At 48.2% G+C, this 20,676-nt stretch carries 20 protein-coding genes and 1 tRNA gene; 13 read left to right on the forward strand and 8 right to left on the reverse strand.

What is annotated here, in order from left to right; all coding sequences use genetic code 11:
• Window positions 1–3: 3 nt before the first annotated feature.
• The 7 genes from A10D4_RS08265 to A10D4_RS08295 are packed head-to-tail and all read left to right on the forward strand — an operon-like array spanning window position 4 to window position 7,755.
• Entirely contained in the window at window positions 4–2,277 is a 2,274-nt protein-coding gene (locus A10D4_RS08265; RefSeq protein WP_008488915.1) for an MMPL family transporter, read from the forward strand.
• Window positions 2,270–3,511 (forward strand): NAD(P)/FAD-dependent oxidoreductase, encoded by a 1,242-nt coding sequence (locus A10D4_RS08270; protein ID WP_008488917.1) that lies wholly within the window; start codon window positions 2,270–2,272, stop codon window positions 3,509–3,511. Before A10D4_RS08265 ends, A10D4_RS08270 begins: the two co-directional genes overlap by 8 nt.
• Before the next feature lie 5 nt (window positions 3,512–3,516).
• Window positions 3,517–4,104 (forward strand): DUF3261 domain-containing protein, encoded by a 588-nt coding sequence (locus A10D4_RS08275; protein ID WP_040502771.1) that lies wholly within the window; start codon window positions 3,517–3,519, stop codon window positions 4,102–4,104.
• 2 nt (window positions 4,105–4,106) lie between these two features.
• A complete protein-coding gene (locus tag A10D4_RS08280) occupies window positions 4,107–5,294 on the forward strand; it encodes a beta-ketoacyl-ACP synthase (protein ID WP_008488919.1) in 1,188 nt (395 codons plus the stop codon).
• 27 nt (window positions 5,295–5,321) lie between these two features.
• Window positions 5,322–5,807 carry a hotdog family protein gene (locus A10D4_RS08285; RefSeq protein WP_008488920.1) on the forward strand — a complete coding sequence of 162 codons (486 nt, stop codon included), beginning with the start codon at window positions 5,322–5,324 and terminating at the stop codon, window positions 5,805–5,807.
• The gene (locus A10D4_RS08290; RefSeq protein ID WP_008488921.1) at window positions 5,804–6,529 is read left to right on the forward strand and encodes a 3-ketoacyl-ACP reductase FabG2; all 726 of its coding nucleotides are present in this window, start codon (window positions 5,804–5,806) and stop codon (window positions 6,527–6,529) included. The genes A10D4_RS08285 and A10D4_RS08290 overlap by 4 nt, the downstream gene beginning before the upstream one ends.
• Window positions 6,529–7,755, forward strand: a complete 1,227-nt coding sequence (locus tag A10D4_RS08295) for a beta-ketoacyl-ACP synthase (RefSeq protein ID WP_008488922.1) — start codon at window positions 6,529–6,531, stop codon at window positions 7,753–7,755. The genes A10D4_RS08290 and A10D4_RS08295 overlap by 1 nt, the downstream gene beginning before the upstream one ends.
• Window positions 7,756–7,777: 22 nt before the next feature.
• Here the strand turns inward: A10D4_RS08295 and A10D4_RS08300 are convergent, their stop codons facing one another.
• On the reverse strand, window positions 7,778–8,731 hold the full coding sequence (locus A10D4_RS08300) for a helix-turn-helix transcriptional regulator (protein ID WP_008488923.1): 954 nt from the start codon (window positions 8,729–8,731) through the stop codon (window positions 7,778–7,780).
• A gap of 105 nt (window positions 8,732–8,836) precedes the next feature.
• Here A10D4_RS08300 and A10D4_RS08305 point away from each other — a divergent pair, with 105 nt between their 5' ends.
• A complete protein-coding gene (locus A10D4_RS08305; RefSeq protein ID WP_008488924.1) occupies window positions 8,837–9,469 on the forward strand; it encodes a glutathione S-transferase family protein in 633 nt (210 codons plus the stop codon).
• Window positions 9,470–9,584: 115 nt separating this feature from the next.
• On the forward strand, window positions 9,585–10,025 hold the full coding sequence (locus A10D4_RS08310) for an excinuclease ABC subunit A (RefSeq protein WP_008488925.1): 441 nt from the start codon (window positions 9,585–9,587) through the stop codon (window positions 10,023–10,025).
• A 49-nt stretch (window positions 10,026–10,074) separates the two neighbouring features.
• Here the strand turns inward: A10D4_RS08310 and A10D4_RS08315 are convergent, their stop codons facing one another.
• From A10D4_RS08315 to A10D4_RS08335, 5 genes are all read right to left on the reverse strand, one after another.
• Complete coding sequence (locus tag A10D4_RS08315; RefSeq protein WP_008488927.1) at window positions 10,075–10,683, reverse strand: hypothetical protein; 609 nt, start codon at window positions 10,681–10,683, stop codon at window positions 10,075–10,077.
• Window positions 10,684–10,704: 21 nt separating this feature from the next.
• Window positions 10,705–11,247: an isopentenyl-diphosphate Delta-isomerase gene (idi, locus tag A10D4_RS08320; protein WP_008488928.1), complete on the reverse strand. Its 543-nt coding sequence runs from the start codon at window positions 11,245–11,247 to the stop codon at window positions 10,705–10,707.
• An 8-nt stretch (window positions 11,248–11,255) separates the two neighbouring features.
• Window positions 11,256–12,428, reverse strand: coding sequence for a site-2 protease family protein (locus A10D4_RS13665; protein ID WP_008488929.1), 1,173 nt, complete (start codon window positions 12,426–12,428; stop codon window positions 11,256–11,258).
• A 23-nt stretch (window positions 12,429–12,451) separates the two neighbouring features.
• On the reverse strand, window positions 12,452–13,351 hold the full coding sequence (locus A10D4_RS08330; protein WP_008488930.1) for a hypothetical protein: 900 nt from the start codon (window positions 13,349–13,351) through the stop codon (window positions 12,452–12,454).
• A 123-nt stretch (window positions 13,352–13,474) separates the two neighbouring features.
• A complete protein-coding gene (locus A10D4_RS08335; protein WP_156812113.1) occupies window positions 13,475–13,642 on the reverse strand; it encodes a hypothetical protein in 168 nt (55 codons plus the stop codon).
• Between the two features lie 398 nt (window positions 13,643–14,040).
• Between A10D4_RS08335 and A10D4_RS08340 the strand changes: the two genes are divergently transcribed.
• Window positions 14,041–14,832, forward strand: coding sequence for a hypothetical protein (locus A10D4_RS08340; RefSeq protein WP_008488931.1), 792 nt, complete (start codon window positions 14,041–14,043; stop codon window positions 14,830–14,832).
• Between the two features lie 47 nt (window positions 14,833–14,879).
• Here A10D4_RS08340 and A10D4_RS08345 read toward each other — a convergent pair whose 3' ends face one another.
• Window positions 14,880–15,476 carry a hypothetical protein gene (locus A10D4_RS08345; RefSeq protein WP_156812114.1) on the reverse strand — a complete coding sequence of 199 codons (597 nt, stop codon included), beginning with the start codon at window positions 15,474–15,476 and terminating at the stop codon, window positions 14,880–14,882.
• 122 nt (window positions 15,477–15,598) lie between these two features.
• Here A10D4_RS08345 and A10D4_RS08350 point away from each other — a divergent pair, with 122 nt between their 5' ends.
• Window positions 15,599–17,590, forward strand: coding sequence for a hypothetical protein (locus A10D4_RS08350; protein ID WP_008488933.1), 1,992 nt, complete (start codon window positions 15,599–15,601; stop codon window positions 17,588–17,590).
• Between the two features lie 43 nt (window positions 17,591–17,633).
• Window positions 17,634–18,035, forward strand: coding sequence for a hypothetical protein (locus A10D4_RS08355; RefSeq protein WP_008488935.1), 402 nt, complete (start codon window positions 17,634–17,636; stop codon window positions 18,033–18,035).
• A 293-nt stretch (window positions 18,036–18,328) separates the two neighbouring features.
• Here A10D4_RS08355 and A10D4_RS08360 read toward each other — a convergent pair.
• Window positions 18,329–18,405: transfer RNA gene (locus A10D4_RS08360), tRNA-Arg, on the reverse strand.
• Window positions 18,406–18,563: 158 nt separating this feature from the next.
• Here A10D4_RS08360 and A10D4_RS08365 point away from each other — a divergent pair.
• Entirely contained in the window at window positions 18,564–20,675 is a 2,112-nt protein-coding gene (locus A10D4_RS08365; protein ID WP_008488936.1) for a TonB-dependent receptor, read from the forward strand.
• Window position 20,676: the final 1 nt, after the last annotated feature.

Here is a 20,676-nt window from a genome sequence, read left to right on the forward strand (position 1 = left end):
AGCATGCTCTCGTCTTATTTGCGCTTTGCCTTATTGCTGTTAGTGCTGGCGGCACTGTGCGTGTGGCGACTGGCGCCGACGCAGTGGTCTACCAGCCTATTGGATGCCTTGCCACAAAGCAGCGACGCGTTGCAGCAGCAAGCCACTGCCAGCGATCAACAGCAATTAGCCTTATTATTACGAATACCCAGCAGCGGCGGTGTTTCCCATCATCAGTGGCAGGCTCAGGTTCATCAGTGGGTGCAGCAATTGATCGCAGGAAGTCGCTTGCAACTGAGTGGACAGGCCACCCTAAGCGCTTTTAATGACTATTATGCGAAGCACGCTGGCGCTTTCATCAGCGCCAGCGACGGCGAACGAGTGGCCGCGCAAAACTGGCAAGCGTTGGCGGATAGAGCGCAGCAGCGGCTACTCAGTCCGGCGCCGCTGTTTGCCGATATAGTTCGTCAAGATCCGTTATTGTTAAGCCAGTTTTTTCTTGAGCAACTACCGCAGCCATTTGCCCCTTTCCAGCGCCAACAAGGGGTGTGGTTCCATGATGATGACCAGCAACGGCAGGCGTTAGTGCTGCTAAACAGTCAAGTTGACGCGTTTTCGCAACAACAAGCGAGCGCGCAACTGGCGTTGCTTGAGGCCAACATTGCTGAATGGCAGCAAAGATTACCGCAACTCACCGTCAGTCGTAGCGGTTTACTATTCCATGCGGTTGCCGCTGCCGACCGTGCCAAGTGGGAGATCAGCGTGTATGGCAGTGCCTCACTGGCGCTTGCGTTACTGCTGATGTGGGTGGTGTTCCGTTCCTTGCGACAGTTGTTAGTGACGCTCGCTATCTTGAGCTGTGCTGCGATGGTTGGCCTGTTGGTTTTAGTGAGCTGTTTCCAACGGCCGCATGTGCTGGCGTTTGTGTTCAGTACCACCTTAATCGGTCTATGTATTGATTATGTATTTCACGGTGCCATTGCCTGGGGTCACGGAGCGGAAAGGTTTCGACAGTTACGGCGGCCCTTAACACTGAGTGCGATGAGTACCATTATCGGTTTTATCGCGCTGTGGTGGCTACCATTGCCGTTGCTACAGCAAATGGGCGTGTTTATGGCAGCGGGTTTGCTCAGTGTGTTACTGATCGTACTATTCTGGTTACCGCATGCTATTCCCGCGCGCCAGCCATCGCGGCGTTGGCAACGTTGTTGCGAGCGTTGGCAGCGCTGCTATCCGACCCAGCCCGGTGTAGCGCGTTGGCTGGCATGGTGCTGGCCAGCATTAGCTGTGATATCCGTTACCGCGTTGCTGCTGATGAGCAATAGCGAAGACAACGTACGCAGTCTTAATCAGTCGCCTCCGGCGTTGCTAAAACAGGAACAACAGGTGCGACAAGCGGTGGCTGGCTTGAATATCAGTCCCAGTGTATTGCTGGTCAGCGCAGCCAACCTTGAACAAGTGCTAAACAAGGAGCGTATTGTGCGCCAGTTGTTGGTATCGCAGGGGCTAGTGCAGCAATTACAGGGGCTGAGCGGCTGGTTACCTGTCACAGCGGCTCAGCAATGGGCGCAGCAAATACGCCAGCAAGCACAACAACACGGCGCTATCGCCGATTATTTGGCATGGTTAGGACTCAGCGATTATCCTTCGCCGCCGCCGTTAGCCGCTGCTGAACACCCGTTAGCGGCACAATACGTACTTGCAGCACCGACTTCAGCAAGCCGAGTGACGGCGCGTAGCTTTTTGCTGGGGGTTAGTGATAGTCAGGCCGTTACTGCGGCGCTGCATGAGTTAGACTTGCCCGGTGTCCAGCTATATAGTCCGTTGCAACAAGCTAGCAAGGCTTTGAGTCATTATCGACAACAGTTGAAGTGGTGGCTTGCGGGCTTGTTAACCATTGCGGCATTGGTGGTTGCTCGCAGCATGGGCTGGCGCCAAAGCATAAATATTGTCAGTGTAGTAGCGTTAGCAGTGACGCTGGCGCTGTGGGTAAGCCAAGGGCTGCAGCCGTTAAATTTATTTCATGCCATCGGCGCTATATTGGTTGCCGTACTCGGTTTAGATTACGGTATTTTTTGCAGTCATGGCGCGCGCCATGGGCGTCTGGGATTACAGCAAGCGATGCAGGCTACCGGCTTATCGGCGTTAACCACCTGTGTCGCTTTTGGTCTGTTAGCCTTCAGCCAAACTCCGGCCATCGCGGCTTTTGGCACCACCGTTTTGGTGGGGGTATTGGTTAGCGTGATTTGTACGCCGTCACTCGCATTGCTGATGCAAGGATATCAACAACATGATTAAGCAACGTCAGTATGACGTCATTATCATCGGCGCCGGACCCGCTGGCGCTTGTGCAGCAGCACAGTTAGCACGTGCCGGGAAACAGGTGTTAGTGGTTGAGCGGCAGCAGTTTCCGCGCTTTTCTATCGGTGAGAGCCTGCTACCGCATGCCATGCAGTTTTTAGCGCAAGCCGGCATGTTGGATGCGATTAATGCCGCCGCTGAGCGCTGTGCCTTCCAATTTAAAGATGGTGCGGCGTTTCATAACGGTGAGCAATATACCACCTTTGATTTTAGCGAAAAAACCAGCGCCGGTCCCAGCCATACGTATCAGGTCAAACGCGAGCAGTTTGATTTGATCTTGGCCGAACAAGCGCAACAAGCCGGAGCCGAGTTGCATTACCAGCACAGCGTCGAAGCGATAGAGCCACTATCGCAGGGGCATCGATTAGGTATTCGCGATAGCGCGCAGCAGTTAATTCAGGTCGATGCTCGTTTTGTCTTGGACGCGAGTGGTTTTGGTCGGGTATTGCCCAAGTTACTTGACTTGGAAGCGCCTTCAGAATTTCCGGTGCGTAAAGCGATTTTCTGCCATGTGCGTTGCGAGCAAATGGCGGCACCTTTTAATCGCAATAAAATTGTCATTGCCGTACATCCGCAGCAGCGTGACATGTGGTTTTGGTTGATCCCGTTTGCCGATGGCACCGCGAGTTTGGGCGTGGTGGGCGAACCGCGATTTAGCGACGATTATGCTGATGCCGCCGATGCACTTTGGCAATTGGTTTCGGAACAACCGTATTTGCGCGATTTTGTTGCGCGCGAGCAGGTGATTCGCGCCGAACAAAGCCTGACCGGTTACTCGGCAAACGTAAAACAACTGGCTGGCGATGGCTACGCATTGCTGGGCAACGCCGGTGAGTTTTTGGACCCGGTGTTTTCGTCTGGGGTCACCATTGCCTTGCGCTCAGCTTGTCAGGCCGTGCCACTGGTGTTACGTGAGTTGGCTGGCGAAAGTGTCGATTGGCAGCAACAATACAGCGTGCCGCTGCGGCGTGGTATCGAGACCTTTAGGCACTTTGTTGAGGGCTGGTATGACGGGCGCTTTCAAGACGTGGTGTTTTATGAGCCGCAGCAAGCGCGAATCAAAGCCATGATTTGTTCAATCTTGGCGGGTTATGCATGGGATGAGAACAATCCTTATACGCAGGATAGCGGACGCCGATTAACCGTGTTGAGTGAACTATGTCAATCATGATCCTTATGCAGCGTCGGTGTTTGCTGCTGTTGTTAGCGCTGCTGTTAGTTGGTTGTCAAAGTTTGCCGGGTGGTGATAGCGCACAAGCTTATGGTAGCTCTGGTTATTTGCAGTTACAGCCGGGTTGGCCACAGCCGCCATTGCAACTATGGCAGCAAGCGCAGATTCGCTGGCAAGATCAGCAACAAACGAAACAGCAACAATTTATGATCAGTGCCTTGCTAACCGCCGAGCGAGTGACACTCGTCGGCTTGTCGCCGCTGGGGCAAGAATTATGGCGTATACGTTATGATGCTCAGGGGCTATCGGTGAGCAGTGATATCCAGGCGATGTCGCCCCAATTAGCACGACAAATCGTTGCCGATATGCAGTTGGCGTTATGGCCAGAGACGACTTTGCAAGAGCGCCTACAGGGCGATTTACGTTTAACCGTGGAGCCTGATGGCAGGCAGCTATGGCAGCAACAGCAATTGTTATTGGATATTGCTATGCCATCGGCGCAGCAAATCACCATTGAAAACTATCAACATGGCTATCGTTTAGCGTTAACGCTGCTTGATAGGCAGCAATTGGAGCCGGGAGTATTGGACTGAGCATGGCAAATATTTTATCGGCACTGGGTATTGTTTGTGCGCTAGGCAATGATCAACAAAGTGTTTGGCAAGCGGCAATAAAAGGTCAGCAAGGCGGCTTGAAGCACGCCTCTGGGCGTTTGGTGTCGGGTCGTGAGACCTATATTGGCGAACTCGATATTAACCAACTTGCTAGCGTCGAGCATCTTGCCGTGCATTATCAGACGCGCAATAACCGGCTCGCGCTAAGCGCTTACCAACAACTCGCCGCCGAGGTCGAAAAGTTACGTGACCAGTATCGTCCAGAGCGTATTGCGGTGGTTATTGGCACCAGTACTTCGGGTATTGCCGCGGGCGAAGCGGCACAACGTGTTTATCAACAGCAACAACGGTTTCCAGACGATTACCATTACCAAATGCAGGAAATGTCGTCGGCTGCCTACTGTATTGCCGAACATGCTGGCTTGCGGGGGCCGATTTATGCCATTTCGACCGCCTGTTCATCAAGCGCTAAAGCCATGATCAGCGCGGCGGCGTTACTTGACGCCGACTTAGCCGATGCGGTGGTGGTCGGCGGTGTCGATTCGATTTGCGAGATGACATTAAACGGTTTTGATGCGTTAGAATCGCTGTCGAGCAGTCGCTGTAATCCGTTTAGTCGGCATCGTGACGGCATTAACATTGGCGAAGCGGCGGCGTTATTTATCATGCAACGTGGCCAGCAGGGTATCGCCTTGGCCGGTTATGGTGCATCGTCGGACGCTCATCATATGTCGGCACCGGATCCGCAAGGGCAAGGCGCCATCAGTGCTATTCAGGCTGCTTGTCGGCAGGCCGGTTTAGCTGCCAAACAATTGGATTACATTAATTTGCATGGCACCGCGACCCTGCTGAACGATCAGATGGAGTCGCATGTACTGCAACAATTGGATGCCGCGCAGGTGCCAGCGAGCGCCAGCAAAGCGTTGACCGGTCACACCTTAGGCGCCGCAGGTGCATTAGAAGCAGCGCTGTGTTGGCTAACCTTATCGCCGCTAAATGCGTCGCAGGAACTGATCCCGCATATCTACGATGGTGACTATGATCCTGAATTGGCGCCTATTGCGCTAGTTAAGCGCGGACAACGAGCACAGCAATTGCGTTACTGTCTGTCAAATTCGTTTGCTTTTGGTGGTAGTAACACGGCTTTACTGCTGCAGCGATTGCAATAATGTTGCAGTCATTGGGATAATAGCGCCATGCAGACTATCAACAATAATCATCTCGAGCTTAACTTAATCGACATTAAGCAGTTGGTTCCACATCGTGAGCCGATGCTATTAGTCGATCGTTTGTGCCAGTTTGATGAGCTCAGCGCGCAATGTGAGCATATCATTCGTGCCGATGAGATTTTCTTCGATGCTCAGCAGCAGGCTGTGCCCAGTTATATTGGTATTGAGTATATGGCGCAAACCATTGCCGCCTACGCCGGTATGTTGGCGCGGCAGCGTGACGAAGCAGTAAAAGCCGGATTTTTGTTAGGCAGTCGCCGTATCACTTGTCATGTTAGCGAGTTTGCCTTAGGCCAACGGCTGCTGATCAACGTCACCGAGTTGCACCGTGAAGCGTCCGGTTTGAGTGTATTTCAATGCCAGATTGAGACTGATCAGCAATGTTTAGTCGAGGCCAACGTCAACGTGTTTCAGCCGCCCAATTTTGAGCAGTATTTACGAGGTAGTTTATGAGTAAGCGGGTGTTAGTCACCGGTTCCAGCAAGGGTATTGGTAAAGCCATAGCATTGGCGTTGGCTGACGCTGGCTACGCCATTACTGTGCACTGTCGTAACGATGTCAACGCTGCAGAAGCGGTGGTGGCAGCGATTCAGAACAAAGGTGTAGCGGCGAATTTATTGCGCTTTGACGTCAGTGGTCGCAATGCCAGTCGAGCGGCGCTAGAAGCTGATATTGCAGCTAATGGTGCCTACTATGGCGTGGTGTGTAATGCCGGTATTACTCGCGATGGCGCTTTTCCGGCATTGACCGATGACGACTGGGACGGTGTTATTCACACCAACCTAGATGGCTTTTATAACGTCTTACATCCGACCGTGATGCCGATGATTCAACAACGCTGTGGTGGCCGCATTGTGACGTTGGCGTCAGTTTCAGGAATTACCGGTAATCGTGGTCAAGTGAATTATAGCGCCTCAAAAGCCGGTATTATCGGCGCCACTAAAGCGCTAGCGGTAGAATTAGCGAAGCGCAAAATCACGGTTAACTGCGTCGCTCCGGGCTTAATTGATACCGATATGACCGATGAATTGGTACTACCCGAACTACTGAAGATGATCCCCATGCAGCGTGCTGGCACACCACAAGAAGTGGCGAGTATGGTGGCGTATTTATTTAATGACGCAGCCGCGTATATCACTCGGCAAGTGTTTTCTGTCAACGGTGGGCTAGCCTGATGCGTCGTGTGGTGGTAACCGGTATGGGCGTGGTATCGGCGTTTGGCGATAATTGGCAGCAGTTTAAGCAGCGCTTGCAAGCGCGCGAAAACGCGGTGCAAGTGATGCCCGATTGGCAACGTTTTGACGGCTTAAATACGCAACTGGCGGCGCCCATCAACGATTTTGTCCGGCCCTCGCATTACAGCCGCAAAGCGGTACGCTCAATGGGACGTGAGAGCATTATGTCGACTTGGGCCACCGAAATGGCGTTACGTGATGCTGGTTTATTCGACGACCCGGCTATTAGTGATGGTCGTTGTGGCATTGCCTATGGCTCGTCAACCGGCAGCACCGCGCAAATGGTGAGCTTTGGTCGGATGCTGGAAAGCGGCGATATGTCGGGTATTACCGCGACCAGTTATATTCAAAGTATGGGCCACACGATCCCGGTTAACGTGGGCGTGTTCTTTGGTGTTAAAGGGCGTGTATACACCACCAGTTCCGCTTGTACTTCGGCGTCGCAAGGCATCGGTTATGCCTACGAAGCGATTAAGTTTGGTAAGCAAACGCTGATGATTGCCGGCGGTGCCGAGTCGTTATGCCCATCCGAGGCGGTGGTTTTCGATACCCTATACGCGACCAGTACCCGCAACGATTCGCCGCAGGCGACGCCGCGACCGTTTGATCGCGATCGCGACGGCTTGGTCATTGGCGAGGGTGCTGGCACCCTGATTTTGGAAGAATTATCTCACGCACAGGCTCGTGGGGCGACGATTTACGCTGAAGTGGTGGGGTTTGCCTCTAATTCTGACGGTGCGCATGTGACTCAACCAACCGCGGAAACCATGCAGCAGGCGATGCAATTGGCGTTGCAAGATGCTGAATTAACGCCGCAACAGGTTGGTTATGTTAATGCCCACGGTACCGCCACCGACCGAGGTGACATTGCCGAATCGCAGGCGACAGCGGCGGTGTTTGGTGGGCAGCAAACAATTAGCTCGTTAAAAAGCTATCTCGGTCATACACTGGGTGCCTGCGGTGCTATTGAGGCGTGGGCAAGTATTCATATGATGACGGATGATTGGTTTTGTCCCACCCTCAACTTAGATAATCCCGATCCAGAATGTGCGCAGTTGGACTATATCCAGGGGCAGGGCAGACAGTTATCGACAGAGTACGTGATGAGCAATAACTTTGCCTTTGGCGGCATAAATACGTCATTGATTTTTAAGCGCTGGCGTTAAGCGCTTATTTGCAATTTTTTCGCTAATCGCCGCAGGCGCGCAACAACTCGTTAGCGCGCTGGCGCAGCGTTTGTTTAAGTGCGTTTGGCGTGAGCACGGTAAAAGCGAACGGCAAGCGCGCCAACCACCAAGCAAACCACTGCAAGCAATCGACCTTAGTGTTGAGTAATAGCGCATCATGCTGCTGCTCGATAGTACATTGACTATGCTGACTCAGGACCTTGCTGGCCGTTGCCAAATCGGTGTGTAGTAGCAGGCTCACCGCAGTATTACCGGGCATTGCGGTTAAGCTTTGCCGAAAATGCTCCGCGGCATGGTAGTCGGGCGGGCGCGCGAACTCGGTGTTAAGTGTCTGTAGCTGTGTTAGGCGATCAAGCCGGAAAGTTCGTAAAGCACCTCGCAAGCGGCAAAAGCCACCGACGTACCAATAACCACGTTGAAAAAACATACCGTACGGGTCGAACTCACGAGAGACTGCGGCTTGTTGCTCGGCTTGATAGGTCATGCGCACTCGCCGCTGTTGTTGAATGGCTTCCATCATGGGTAACAACACGTCTGCTGCGGGCGCAGTCATGGCCTCGCTGGCCATCACTTCAATGCGACTAGAAACCGTTTGTAGCCGTTGCTTAACGGGCGCTGGCATGACCCGTTCTAACTTAGCTTGCACGCTATGAATTGCGGCCGACTCACCGGTCAGGCGTAAACTCTTAGTGGCTATCAAGCCGAGCGCCAACGCCAATGTTTCTTCGGCGGTAAACATCATCGGTGGTAGCTTAAAGCCAGCGACCAGTTTATAACCGCCGTAGCGACCTTGTTCGGTCATGATCGGTATGCCTAATTCTTCAAGCTGGCTGACGTAGCGTCTAACCGTGCGCCTATCCACAGCCAACTGCTGGGCGATAGCATTACCGCTAAGCTGATCATGAGATTGCAGCAGTTCGAGTAGGGTGAGTAGCCGGGTGGTCGGTTTGCTCATGTCGCCGTGTCATAAAAAAATAAAATGTATTTAGGACGCATTATGCCCTATATAGGTTTTATCGTCAGCAGGGTCATCGACAGCAACAATAACAAGGAGATTATCATGCAAACTTTCCCATTAACGTTTTATACCAACCCCGAGTCGCGTGGCTGTATTGTACGACGCATGCTAGAAGAATTAGCCGTGCCTTACGAGACGGTGGCACTGGATTACGCAGGACAGATGAAGACGGCCGAGTACTTAGCCATCAATCCACTGGGCAAAGTTCCAGCCATCACTCACGGTAAGTTGGTGGTCACCGAAACGGCGGCAATTTGTGCGTATCTTGCCGACGCTTTCATCGACAAGCGCTTAGCGCCGGCGCTAAGTAGTGCGCAGCGCGGTATTTACTATCGTTGGTTATTTTTTGCGGCGGGGCCACTAGAAATGGTCACCACAGCTAAAGCTTGTGGCTGGAATCTGAATGAAAACCCGCAAATGGTCGGTTCGGGTAGTTATGAAGATACGGTTGATGCACTCGAGCAAGCGTTGGCAGATGGGCCTTATATCTGCGGTGAGCAGTTTACTGCTGCCGATGTTTATGTGGGCAGCCATGTCAGCTGGGGTATACAATTTAAAACGCTACCAGAACGGTCGATTTTTAAAGATTATGCTGACCGCCTAGCAAAACGCCCTGCATTTCAACGAGCGGATCAGCTTGATGCAGAGCTTAAAGCGAAAATGGCCGCTAAGTAGTCGCTGTTAGCAATTAACCACTTGAATCTACGACTGATGTATTTAAAAACGGTTGAGCCGAAAGCTCAGCCGTTTTACTTTATAAGCGTTTGCCATACCTTCAAGGACAATCAAGATGAAAACGTTACTAAGTTTATTGGTCATCATTGCTGCGTTAATCGCGGCTAGTCCAGTGCAAGCCAGAAACGATGTGCTGACCTTTCCGCTGGCCGATGTGATGACATCAGATAAGGCTAAAGAAGCGTTATTTGATGTACCGCTGTATTTCGCCGGAGAAGAGCATCCAGCGGTGACCTCAAGTATGGGAGAAATCACCACCAGCCGGAAAACCAATGCCTTCGGTAAGTCGGATCGTGAAGCCTGCGAGTGGGTACTTTTATCAGCGCTGAAAGTATTACAGGATAACGCCCAGAAAAAAGGTTATGACGCGGTTATCAACATCAAATCAAATTACCAACATAACGAATTTGCCAGTGCCACCGAGTTTCAGTGTGGGGCAGGGTTTTTAATGGCAGGCGTTGCGTTAAAAGGCGAACCGGTGAAGTTTGCTCAGTGAGCGCGTTTAACCGAGAGGGTCTGTAGCGGACCCTCCCGGTTAAATCTTCTTATTCGCAGTTTGGAACGGTATTAACACGGCGTTGAATGTCGTTATCTAACTCATTGATGTCCATGTTTTCCAAAAACAGGAAAAAATCGTCATCAGAGTCTGTTTTTAAATAAACATCTAGTTCGGTATTTTGCCAAGAAAAATCGTCATTACGGCAAGCTGAAAGTAGCCGGACATTCATACTTCCTGCTCCCTTATTTTCATACTTCTTGCGATAGGCTTTTACCGCTTGTTGGCCTTGAGACATAGTTACCGCATCCTGCGCTGACAACTTCATAATGGTGATTTTCTCATCGTCGGATAGGTCTTCCTTCAAATCATCAGGAATCGCATAGTTATTGTCGACGATGACTGGAAAGGAATGGGCGAAACTCACATTGGGGTCATCTGTTCTAAAACTGAAGTCTACTACGATATCCCCCTCTTGAACCGCTATACCTTGGGGTGTTTTAACGGCAACAATAAATTCACTGGGGTTGGTCTCTAACGGATTTAAATTAATCATTCTTATCATCGTAGTCAGCGGGATATTGCTGCATGATACAAGCATAGCCAGCGCACTGATTAATATGAATAATTTACTTTTTTTCAATATTAGCTTTAACATTAAGTAGTCACTCCTGATTTTTTAGGCGTTATTCCATGCCGCTATAACATCTTCCAATAAAACGGGAAACCAAGATGTGTACTCGTCCCTACTCGTTTTCATGTCTTTTAATAATTGATTAACACTTATCCATCTCCAGTCTTCTACTTCTTCATCATTTATTTCTGGGGTGCCGTCAAAGCGACCGATAAATACTTTATTATATTCGTTTTCTATAAGGCCATTACTGCAGGGAACGTTATATATTTTTGTATGAATTTCTGCGATCTCGCATTGAAATCCCATTTCTTCTTGAAGACGGCGTTTGCCGGCTGCCGTGGTATTTTCATTGGGAAATGGATGGCTACAACAGGTATTCGACCATAAGCCGCCTGAGTGATATTTGTTCGAGGCGCGGCGTTGTAACAATAGTTCCGATTTCTTATTAAACACAAAAACCGAAAAAGCCGAATGTAAATCGCCGTCTATATGTGCCTGAAGTTTGTCTTTAATGCCGATAAAATTTCCGCTATTGTCGACGAGAACCACGTTATTTCTATTTGTATCTTCATTCGATTTAAGCATCAAGAATCCTATTCATTCGTGAGTTTCTTGGGTGTTTGAAGGTATCTACTGACGAAATTTCTAAAAATAAAGAATAATCTAATAATAAAGGCATAAAACCCAAGCGCCAGTAGGTTATCCCAAGTGAAAAAGTACCGATTAAACTGACCTGAGAAAGCATCGATAATAAAGGATATTAAATTTTCCGGGAAATCTATAATTTCAGATGACTTGTTGTTGTATAGATATATTAATAAACAAATGATGATTAATATGTTTATAACTGGGTAAAAACTAAGCGCCAACGATTTTTTAGTCATTCGATACTGCGTTGGTTTATTTACCAAAGCATTGACAGTCTTTTTTAATTCAACCATCGATGCATTCATCAGGTTTGGTGTGTTGGTTAAGTCACTTAATATCCAATAGCCGTCGTTTCGAACAAAAGGGTTAAGCGAACGAATGGAAAATAGAAATAGGAAACAAGAGAAGCTTAATAAGATACTATCATTATTCATGATTGCAATTGCGCCGACAACTAATGAGTATAACATTTCCATATAAACGCCGGCGAAATTAACAATCTGTCTTCGAGATTTATTAAGCATCCATATACCCGAAATATCGGAATAAGCGACGGGTATAAAAAAATAAAACCCAAATCCGATTCCCTTGCTTTTCACACCAAATTTTGTACAAGCTGCCACATGACCAAATTCGTGTAGTAAGGCAGATGAAAGTAAAATGAGCAACGAAGCGGTAATATTGAATCCCGTGATACCGTACTCGATCAAAGCAGGCATACCGATTAATAGCTGAAAAGTAAAAGCAGATGTTAATAAAACAGAAAACGCTATTTTATTAAAAAAAGGCGAGAATAGCCTCCCGATGTAGAGTGCTAACTTTGGCGATACCGCTTTAAATCTTACTGTTAAGTAGCTATTTTTATTTATTTTTTCTTCTTTTAAGAATCCCAGTTTATTGATTTGATTCTCACTTAATAGGCAAAAGTCTTGATAGCTTAGCTTTAGTTCGGAATCTTGACAGTAACGCTCATATGCGCTTTCGTAACTGTCAGAATTATTCAAGCAGTTCAGCAGGTTGATGACATTGTCGGTAACCTGAAAATACCGGCCGCGGACTTCAACAAACCATTTCCCATCAGAATTTTTATGAGTTTCATAAGGCGCTTCTATGATCATCACGAGTTACCTGAAGTTAACGATTATACCGTGCTTGTAGTTGTTGCTTTGGGTAATAATCGTTTTACTTCCTCCCTTAATGAGTTTACTTGGTTAATACCTGAGGTAAAAATATGTGATTTAAATTTATTAACAGGCATGTTTTCTACTTCTTGTAACGACTCAGTAAAATGGCGTTCTGCCAGATCTAAGTGTTCCAAAGCAAGTCCGGACGCGAAAAAATATTTATAAAGCATTTTTCCGTTTAATGAATCACTATCTATTCCTAGATTACTTAAATATTTCTTTGTCGAGCTATTTGCGTAGGTGATTTGTGATTTATCGATGTCCGTAATAAAATCTTCAATATCATCTAGTACTTGTAAACCAACATGAAAATTCAGCAGCGATTTTTGTAATTTTTCTACATTATTTGGGTTTCCAGATGACTGACCCAGCATAAGTGGTATCAATATGACGAAAATAGATTTTCCTTCAGCGATATAAACAAATTCATCCAAGTCTAAAGAGCGCTCCTCTAAGTAGAACCTTTTTTCCAATTCGGTTGCTTTATAGTATTTCTTTTTTATTTCTTTAAGTGCATTCCAAAGCTTGTCATCGTTTGGATAATTGGCTTGTAACTTTGTTAACGCCGTCTCATAATTGAAAACTCCCAGCTTCAGGTTGGAGGTTACGCCATCGTCAATTATTGTATCGAATGCTAACAAGGCCCTTAAAAAGAAATAGCTTATTTCTGAGATATTTAGTAATTCTTGCTGACTAATTTTATCAGAAAATGCAGGGCTAAGACTTTCAGTTAATTGGATATAGAATTTGTGTTTATTGAAAACATCTTGGTCGCAGTAGATGGCGACTTCACTATCTGAGAATATGCCGCTATTCTCTATTTCTGATCGGTAGCTTTCTTTTATTTTGTTATCCATGGTGCTCTCATGCAATTTGGCACGGATTTTTAAAGTCTAACGACGCTTCGGTTAATCTAATTAAGGAATCACGTCCGTGTGATTCTATGGTTGGCTGCTAGAGTCCAATCTGGCTTCTCTATGTTAGAAGTTGTAGCAAACTAACCCAGATGTGCAGCCAGATCCCGCGTTCCAACCAGCTTCAACGAACTCCAAACGCTCTTCTAATTCTTCTACTTCAAAGCTGTTCATCACACTTTCTAGTTCAGTAGCTTTTTGCTCCAACGACATTTCTTTATTTTGAGTTTTCATATGTCTTTCCTTTTTGTATTGATAAATACGATTTAGCTGCAAGATTAACAGCACGATGAAAACTACCAAGGCATACGTCGTTAGTCAATAACTAGTGTAAATAATATGTTATAAGTTTTTGGTATGTGGATTTCATCCGACCAGCACTCCCAACTTGAAGGGTTTATCAGTTAATGTGCATAGTAGTGAGTGACCCTGGCGTTTATCGCATCAATACCATAGGCACCGACTTCCGAGCTGGTTATCGTGTGCAGCCTCAACGCACTCAGAAGTCAATAGCGGGGGAGATATGTAATACTTCCAGTCTGCGAAATCCAGTCATCGACATTGGCGCGCCGAGCTTTCAAAATGGAATACACCAATACTATGGAGCCTGCAGTATTAGGAGGTATTAGCTAGTGAACAATTTTAGGGTTTCGTCTTATGAGTTACAGGCGCAGCGCCACATTTACCCTTTGTATATGGCTGATGGCAGAGGGGGATATGAATTCTCATCTACCATGACTTTTTTAAGACGAAGAAATGAAAGTTTCTGCGTTTTTGCGGCGCACGCGCTTGACCCGCGATCAGACGACATAGATAAAATTGGTGTGTTTTCAACTGACGGTGAGTTTAAAGCTATTTCAGAGTATTCAATAGCTCACAAAATATGTCGAAAACGTGATTTGGTTGCATGTCGTACTAGCGCACCATTTGAATATAAAAATTACTTTGACCTGGATGCGGTCAAGTCTTCCAGCGAATGGGTTGAAGGGGGCTTTGGATGGATCGGGTTCCCTAAGAAAAAGGCTGTAGAAAAAATTCATTGCACCAAGTCTAATAAAGAACAGCTGCAAAAATATCTTGTCGATGGCGAGCAAGGATCAAAAAAGTGGACGAATGCGGAATTCCTATTGCTTGGGGCTGAGATGCAATCTGAAACTGACCAGATAATCACGGGAGTGTTTGAAAATAAAGACGTGAATTACACACATGCTGGATTCAAGTCTAACGGTTATTCATTAAGAGGAATGAGTGGTGGTGCCTTGTTCAGGGGACCCAATAAAATTAATACTGACCCGCCTTGCCTAAACGACTACTTTGATTTTATTGGTATAGGACTCGAATATGACAATCGCGAAGTAGTTAGGGGCGCGTCCAGAGCCGCCGTTAAAGAACTTCTTGATGAAGTGCTTAGCTGGCCTGTCTAACAAAACGCCTGCTAAAAAGATTGACACCTGGAGTCAATGAATCGTCATCATTGAATTTCAATATGCCGGTTTTCAAGACCGTTAGCTTCGCGTTGCTGCTCGATTTGAGCTTTACTGGCGGCTAAATCATCGCGCATCGACTGTAAGCCATCGACGACCTCGTTATACGTGGCTTGGTGCTGTTGCTTACCCATAAAATTGTCGGGATGCTGCTGGTGCCAAGTAATGGCTTGGTCAATGATAGTCACCCAGGCATCGACGTCGGCACCAATATAACCATTCAGTGGGCGGCCGACGACCTCCATTAGCGAACTGAACAGTGCTGGATCAGCGGAAGGCTCAAAATCAGGGTTGGCTTTCAAGTATGCACGGTAGCGTATTTGGCCGATATAAAACCAACGTACAGCGGCTTGTTTTTGCGCCTCTGAACCTTGCGCAAAGAGCCGTGAAGCCAGTTCAAAGTAAGCGCTTGGATGACTATCGGTTAGGCTGTTCTGTAGCTCTTGCATCGTGCTATTGCTAACCTGAGGTGGTGTGTTTTGTGCGATGGCGTTATTGGCAGTCGCTGTGGTCAGTAGCACGACGATGGCTGAACATAATGAGCGTTTTATTGCCATCATAATGCTGGCGCCTTTCATGTTCATGATTGTTCCGTTAACACATTGTAAATTATCCATTTCTTACTGCTCCATCGTGTCAATTTATCAGCCTAGCTGATAACCTCGCCAATTAATAGTGAGGATTCATCGGCTTAAGGACTTCGTTAATGACCATCAGTAAGGTCGCTTCAAAGGCTGTCTTTTTTATCTTCTTATGCGCGACCTTTGCTGCCACTGCCGAGCAAGCGCGTGGCGAGCGCACAGCCGAGAGGACGCCGGAAAAGATGCCGCAACAAGACAAGCTCATGCTAGAACCGATCACGCAAGCTGAGATGCTAAGATGGTTTGATCAGCGAGAAGAGCGTTACAACACGTATTACGACCAACTTAAGTCTTTGGATGATCAAGAATTAGCCAAGTTGTTATGGCAAGAAGAGCGTGCCAACTATTATCGAGGCCTAGAACGTATGGCCTTTCATGCCCCAGTTTACAACATTGAATACCGTTCCAATGAGCTTAATCGGCTACAAGATTACGCCGATGCTGACGCGATGTTAAACGCCTATATCGATAGCTTAACGGCACGACAAAATGATTTTGAACCACGTTGTTCAGCCCATGGTTCCAAGCGGGCATTGCAACTGGACAGCGGTTTTCAATGGCCGTTTCGCTATCAGTTGCACTATGACAAGGCCTCGTTAGCCGATGGCAGCGCCGTGCCTTTTGTTGACGAAAGTAACCCGGCTCGTACTCATAATTCGGTGATCAAAAGTGGCGATATTTACTGTTTAAGCAGTCGTGACCAGCAGCCGCTAGCGCCACAGTCGGTCAGCGTCAATTTTAGAGCGCAAATACCTGACGCCATCGTTGAGTTTGAATTTAGTGCCCAAGATCAGGGTAAAACCCTGACTAAACAAGGTTATACCGTGACTGTACAGAGTTGGCGCGATAACCGTTTTGAGATCTACATTGATAGCCCGACGGGTGATGCTCGGCAACGTTTTCGCAGTCATGATGTGCTAGCCGAAGCACAGAACGAGCTCGGCCTGCATTTAACTTGGCACAGCAGCCAGCGCAGGCCCTTGGCTGAAGTGCCGGTGGTCGATGATGTTGTGCGTGAGTTAATTCAACGCGCGTTAGCGGAAGATATTAGCGCCGCCGAGGCACGTGCCGAACTGCAAGCACTGCAACGGCAATTTAATCAACAGCAGGGCAACCGCTTGTATCTAGCGCGCGCGTTTAATGGCGATGTTGATACGGCACGCGTGACCCTAATGGTTTATAACGACAGCAATCCGGTGATCGAGAGAAAGGTGCAATTACCGGTGCAGCGTCTGGTTAACGAAGTGGCAGAAGATGCCGATATTGAGCAAGCATTGACGGCAGTCGAGGTGACTGCACCGGTTTATGACAAACGCTTGAGTGTGAATGCCGAACAGGCTGATTTAAGTGAAACCGCGCTGCAAAAACAGGTTAAGCTAAACTTGTTTACGGTGTTTGACCAAAGTGCTTTGCGTGCCGACGATTATCCCAATCAGGTGTCGTGGTTTTATCCGCCACTGCGCAGCGATTTGCTACTACACCGACACCAGCGCGTGATAAAAACCAGCGCCTCGATGCTGTTGTTTTTGGACGAACAAGAACAACCGATGGTCGACCCTGCATTTAAAGATTTTTATGCCGACCCTAAAGCCGATATTCACTATGCCTCAGCATTAAAGGTGGGTGGTATTGAAGCGCCGTTTATGGCGGCTCGTTTAGAATTCGACCCAAAACTCTGGCCGCGACCGCCAGCTCGTGTGACCGGCAAAATATCGTTGGTCAGTGCGCCCAATATGCAACAAGTGCAATATCCGATCGATGATTTACCCGCCGGACTGAGTTTTACCGATAATCGCTTAACGGTCGATTTGACGGTGTTTGATGTACCCCAGCCGGAATCGATAAAAAAGGATCCGGCATTGGCGGCAGATTATCAATTGATGGCGAAAGACGAACACGGTTATCTGGCGGTGTGGCACAAACAACCGGTGTTTTTGCCTAATAAACGTCGGCCGCGTTATCACACCTATTATTTTTACGGGCAACCTGAACACATCGAAATATGGTATCCGGGTAAGCTCGGCATCGTCGATTTGCCGGTAGAGCTTGAGTTGTAGTCGCGGGCCAAAGTAGTAATGGATTATTAAGGTAGCAGAAGTTATGCAAACAGCCGATATAGAAGCGCACTGGCCTAACGCCCTGCGTTGGTTCTTAAGCCAAGACTTACATCATTTTGCGCCTTGGCGGTTACTCGAAAAACATCAGCAGTTTGAGTTTCATACCGAATCGGTAGAAGACGATGGCCCGCCCCGCAAAGGTACCCTATTCGTCTTCGCGCGACGCGATGATAACGGCGACTTTGCCGGTTTGCAGATGGTCGATGGCATCATTACCGAGCGCGTTATTTGCTTTCATCCGTTAATACCGACCCATGATCCTAATCAGGGCTTAAACGTGGTTAGCGCTATTTACGAAAACGTCTTCGACTTTGTGGCGTACAAAATCATCGACGATATGAAACAGCAAGCGCAGCAGGTTGATGCGAGTGAGCTACGGCGTTAGGGGGCAAGCTTGGCTAGATTAAAAAAACTGTGGCAGTTTGGATTAGTTGTTGCTTCCTCTCGGCATTGTATTCGGCTCGCTCAATGATTTTCTAGTTTGTTTGGGCAACTCTCAACCATAGCAGGTGTCGAGCAAAGTATGGGAAGTCCAGATTTGTCGCGTATATGTCACAAGCCATTCTTGGACAGCTTTGAGCGATTTCGTACTAAAGACCATCAATGATTTGAAAGTGACTTCAACTCATGAACAGAAAACAATGGCATTTGAAGGGGGAATGCTCTGAAAGCCTTTAATGGCCCGCCCGATAGGATTCGAACCTATGACCTCAGCCTCCGGAGGGCTGCGCTCTATCCAGCTGAGCTACGGGCGGTTGCTTGCGGTGAAGCAGGCGAGGATTCTAGGAAAATCAGCCGCGCTTGTCCAGCGAAATGCGGTTTTTGTTGGTTTGGCGCTGGTGAGCGTGTTTAACGATTGACAGTGTATTGAGAATGATTATCATAATCTCTTTTTGTTGGGGTTATGTCGATCATGCGCTTGTCACCACTTGCTTCTGCGTTGTTGGGTTTATCGTTCACGGTGGTTACTACCTCGTCGGTCTTAGCACAAACCGATGATGCAGCACCGTCCGAAGTGATTCAGGTGACGGCGACTCGCACTAATATGCCGCAAAGCGCGATTCCGGCAACGGTGTCGGTGATCGATGGTGAGGCCTTGCGACAACAGCTAAGTACGGCAAATTCGTTATCTGATGTGCTGGGTAATCTGGTGCCATCTTATTCGCCATCGCGACAAAAATTAACCAGCGCCGGCGAAACTCTACGCGGCCGCGACCCGCTGTTCTTGATTGATGGTATTCCACAATCTAACCCACTACGCAACGGCTCACGCGCGGCTTACACCATCGACCCCTTTATGATCGAACGGGTTGAGGTGATTCATGGCGCCAGCGCGATCCAAGGTATGGGCGCCAGTGGTGGTATTATTAATATTGTCACCAAAAAGGCCGAACAGGGCGTTAATCAATCATTTAATGCCGGCATCAGCGGTCCCGACGATCAGTTCAGCGAGGGTTTTTCTTATCAGACTGGCTACTTGTATCGTTATGGCGGTAAAAAATGGGATGTGGTGTTGGGCACCCAAGTGCGTGATAACGGTGTTTATGTCGATGGGCAAGGTCAGCTAGTCGGCATTGATGCTGCGCAGGGTGACACCATGGATGCTTGGAGCTACGATTTGTTTGGTAAGCTCAATTATCGTATCGACGATCAGCAACAGCTAGCGTTTATGCTGAATCACTTCAATATGAGCGGACACGGCGATTACCACGCCGAGGGCGGTGATAAGCTCAACCATCAACCAACCTTATCTTACCAAGGCGAATATCCGGGCGAACCCGCCGAAAACGAAGTTACCACCTCAAGCCTAACCTATAGTCATAAGGAATGGTTCGGCGCGCATTTAGACTGGCAGGTGTTCATTCAGGATTTTTCAGCGCTGTATGGCGGTGGTACCTTTGCCACTTATCAAGACCCAGCCTACGGTGAAGAAGTATTCGACCAATCACGTAATGATTCGCGTAAATACGGATCGCGTATTACCGTCGATTGGCAAAATTTGGGCGACTCACCGCTGTCGTTGACGACCGGGTTGGATTATCTCAGCGATAGCACCTATCAAGAACTGGCGTTAACCGGACGTAAGTGGGTACCCGAAAGTGAGTTTGAAAACTGGGCGCCGTATGCGCAGTTGCGATATCAGGCCAACGGATTAACGTTAAGCGGTGGTTTGCGGTATGAATACGGCAAGCTAAAAGTTGATGATTTTACTACGTTGGCATCGTATGGAAGTGTGTTTGTCGAGGGCGGCTCACCGAGCTTTAACGAACTATTGAGTAATGTCGGCGTGGTTTACGCGTTAAACGACCAATGGCGTGTATATGCCAGTTATTCGGAAGGTTTTAGTATGGCTGATGTGGGCCGAGTACTCCGCGGTATCTCGACTCCGGGTTTGAGTATCAATAGTTTTTTAGATTTACAGCCTGTGTTAGCCGACAACAAAGAGGTGGGTGTCGAATATCGTGGTAATGCGCTGCGCTTTTCACTCAGTTACTTTGAGTCTGACTCTGATTTAGGTGCACGATTAGAGGCTGACGCCGATGGTATTTACAGCGTGATGCGCGAAAAAACAGCCATTGATGGCATCGAATTTAGTGCTGATTATGCGTTGAACGCGGACATTGCAATTGGTATTAATTATGCCGACACCGATGGTAAGTACGATAGCGACGACGATGGCCGCGTAGATAGTCGTCTTGGCGGCAGCAACATTGCGCCAAAACGTGCAAACTTATACTGGAGTCAGCAATGGATGCCCATGTTGAGTTCGCGGGTGCAATGGAACAAGCTTTTTGACCGTGATATTTATGACGGCGCGGCAGCCATCAATAACTTTTCTGGTTACGACACGGTGGACTTATCGTTGTTACTCGAAACCCGTGATTGGGGGCAGTGGCGTTTGGGCGTAGAAAACTTATTGGACGAATATTACTTTACTTATTATTCGCAAACCGTGGGTGGCGACGACAGACAGTTTACCGGCCGTGGCCGCAGTGTCAGTTTGACCTGGCAACAGGATTGGTAAG

The organism is Idiomarina xiamenensis 10-D-4 (assembly GCF_000299895.1).
Classification (GTDB): Bacteria; Pseudomonadota; Gammaproteobacteria; order Enterobacterales; family Alteromonadaceae; genus Idiomarina; species Idiomarina xiamenensis.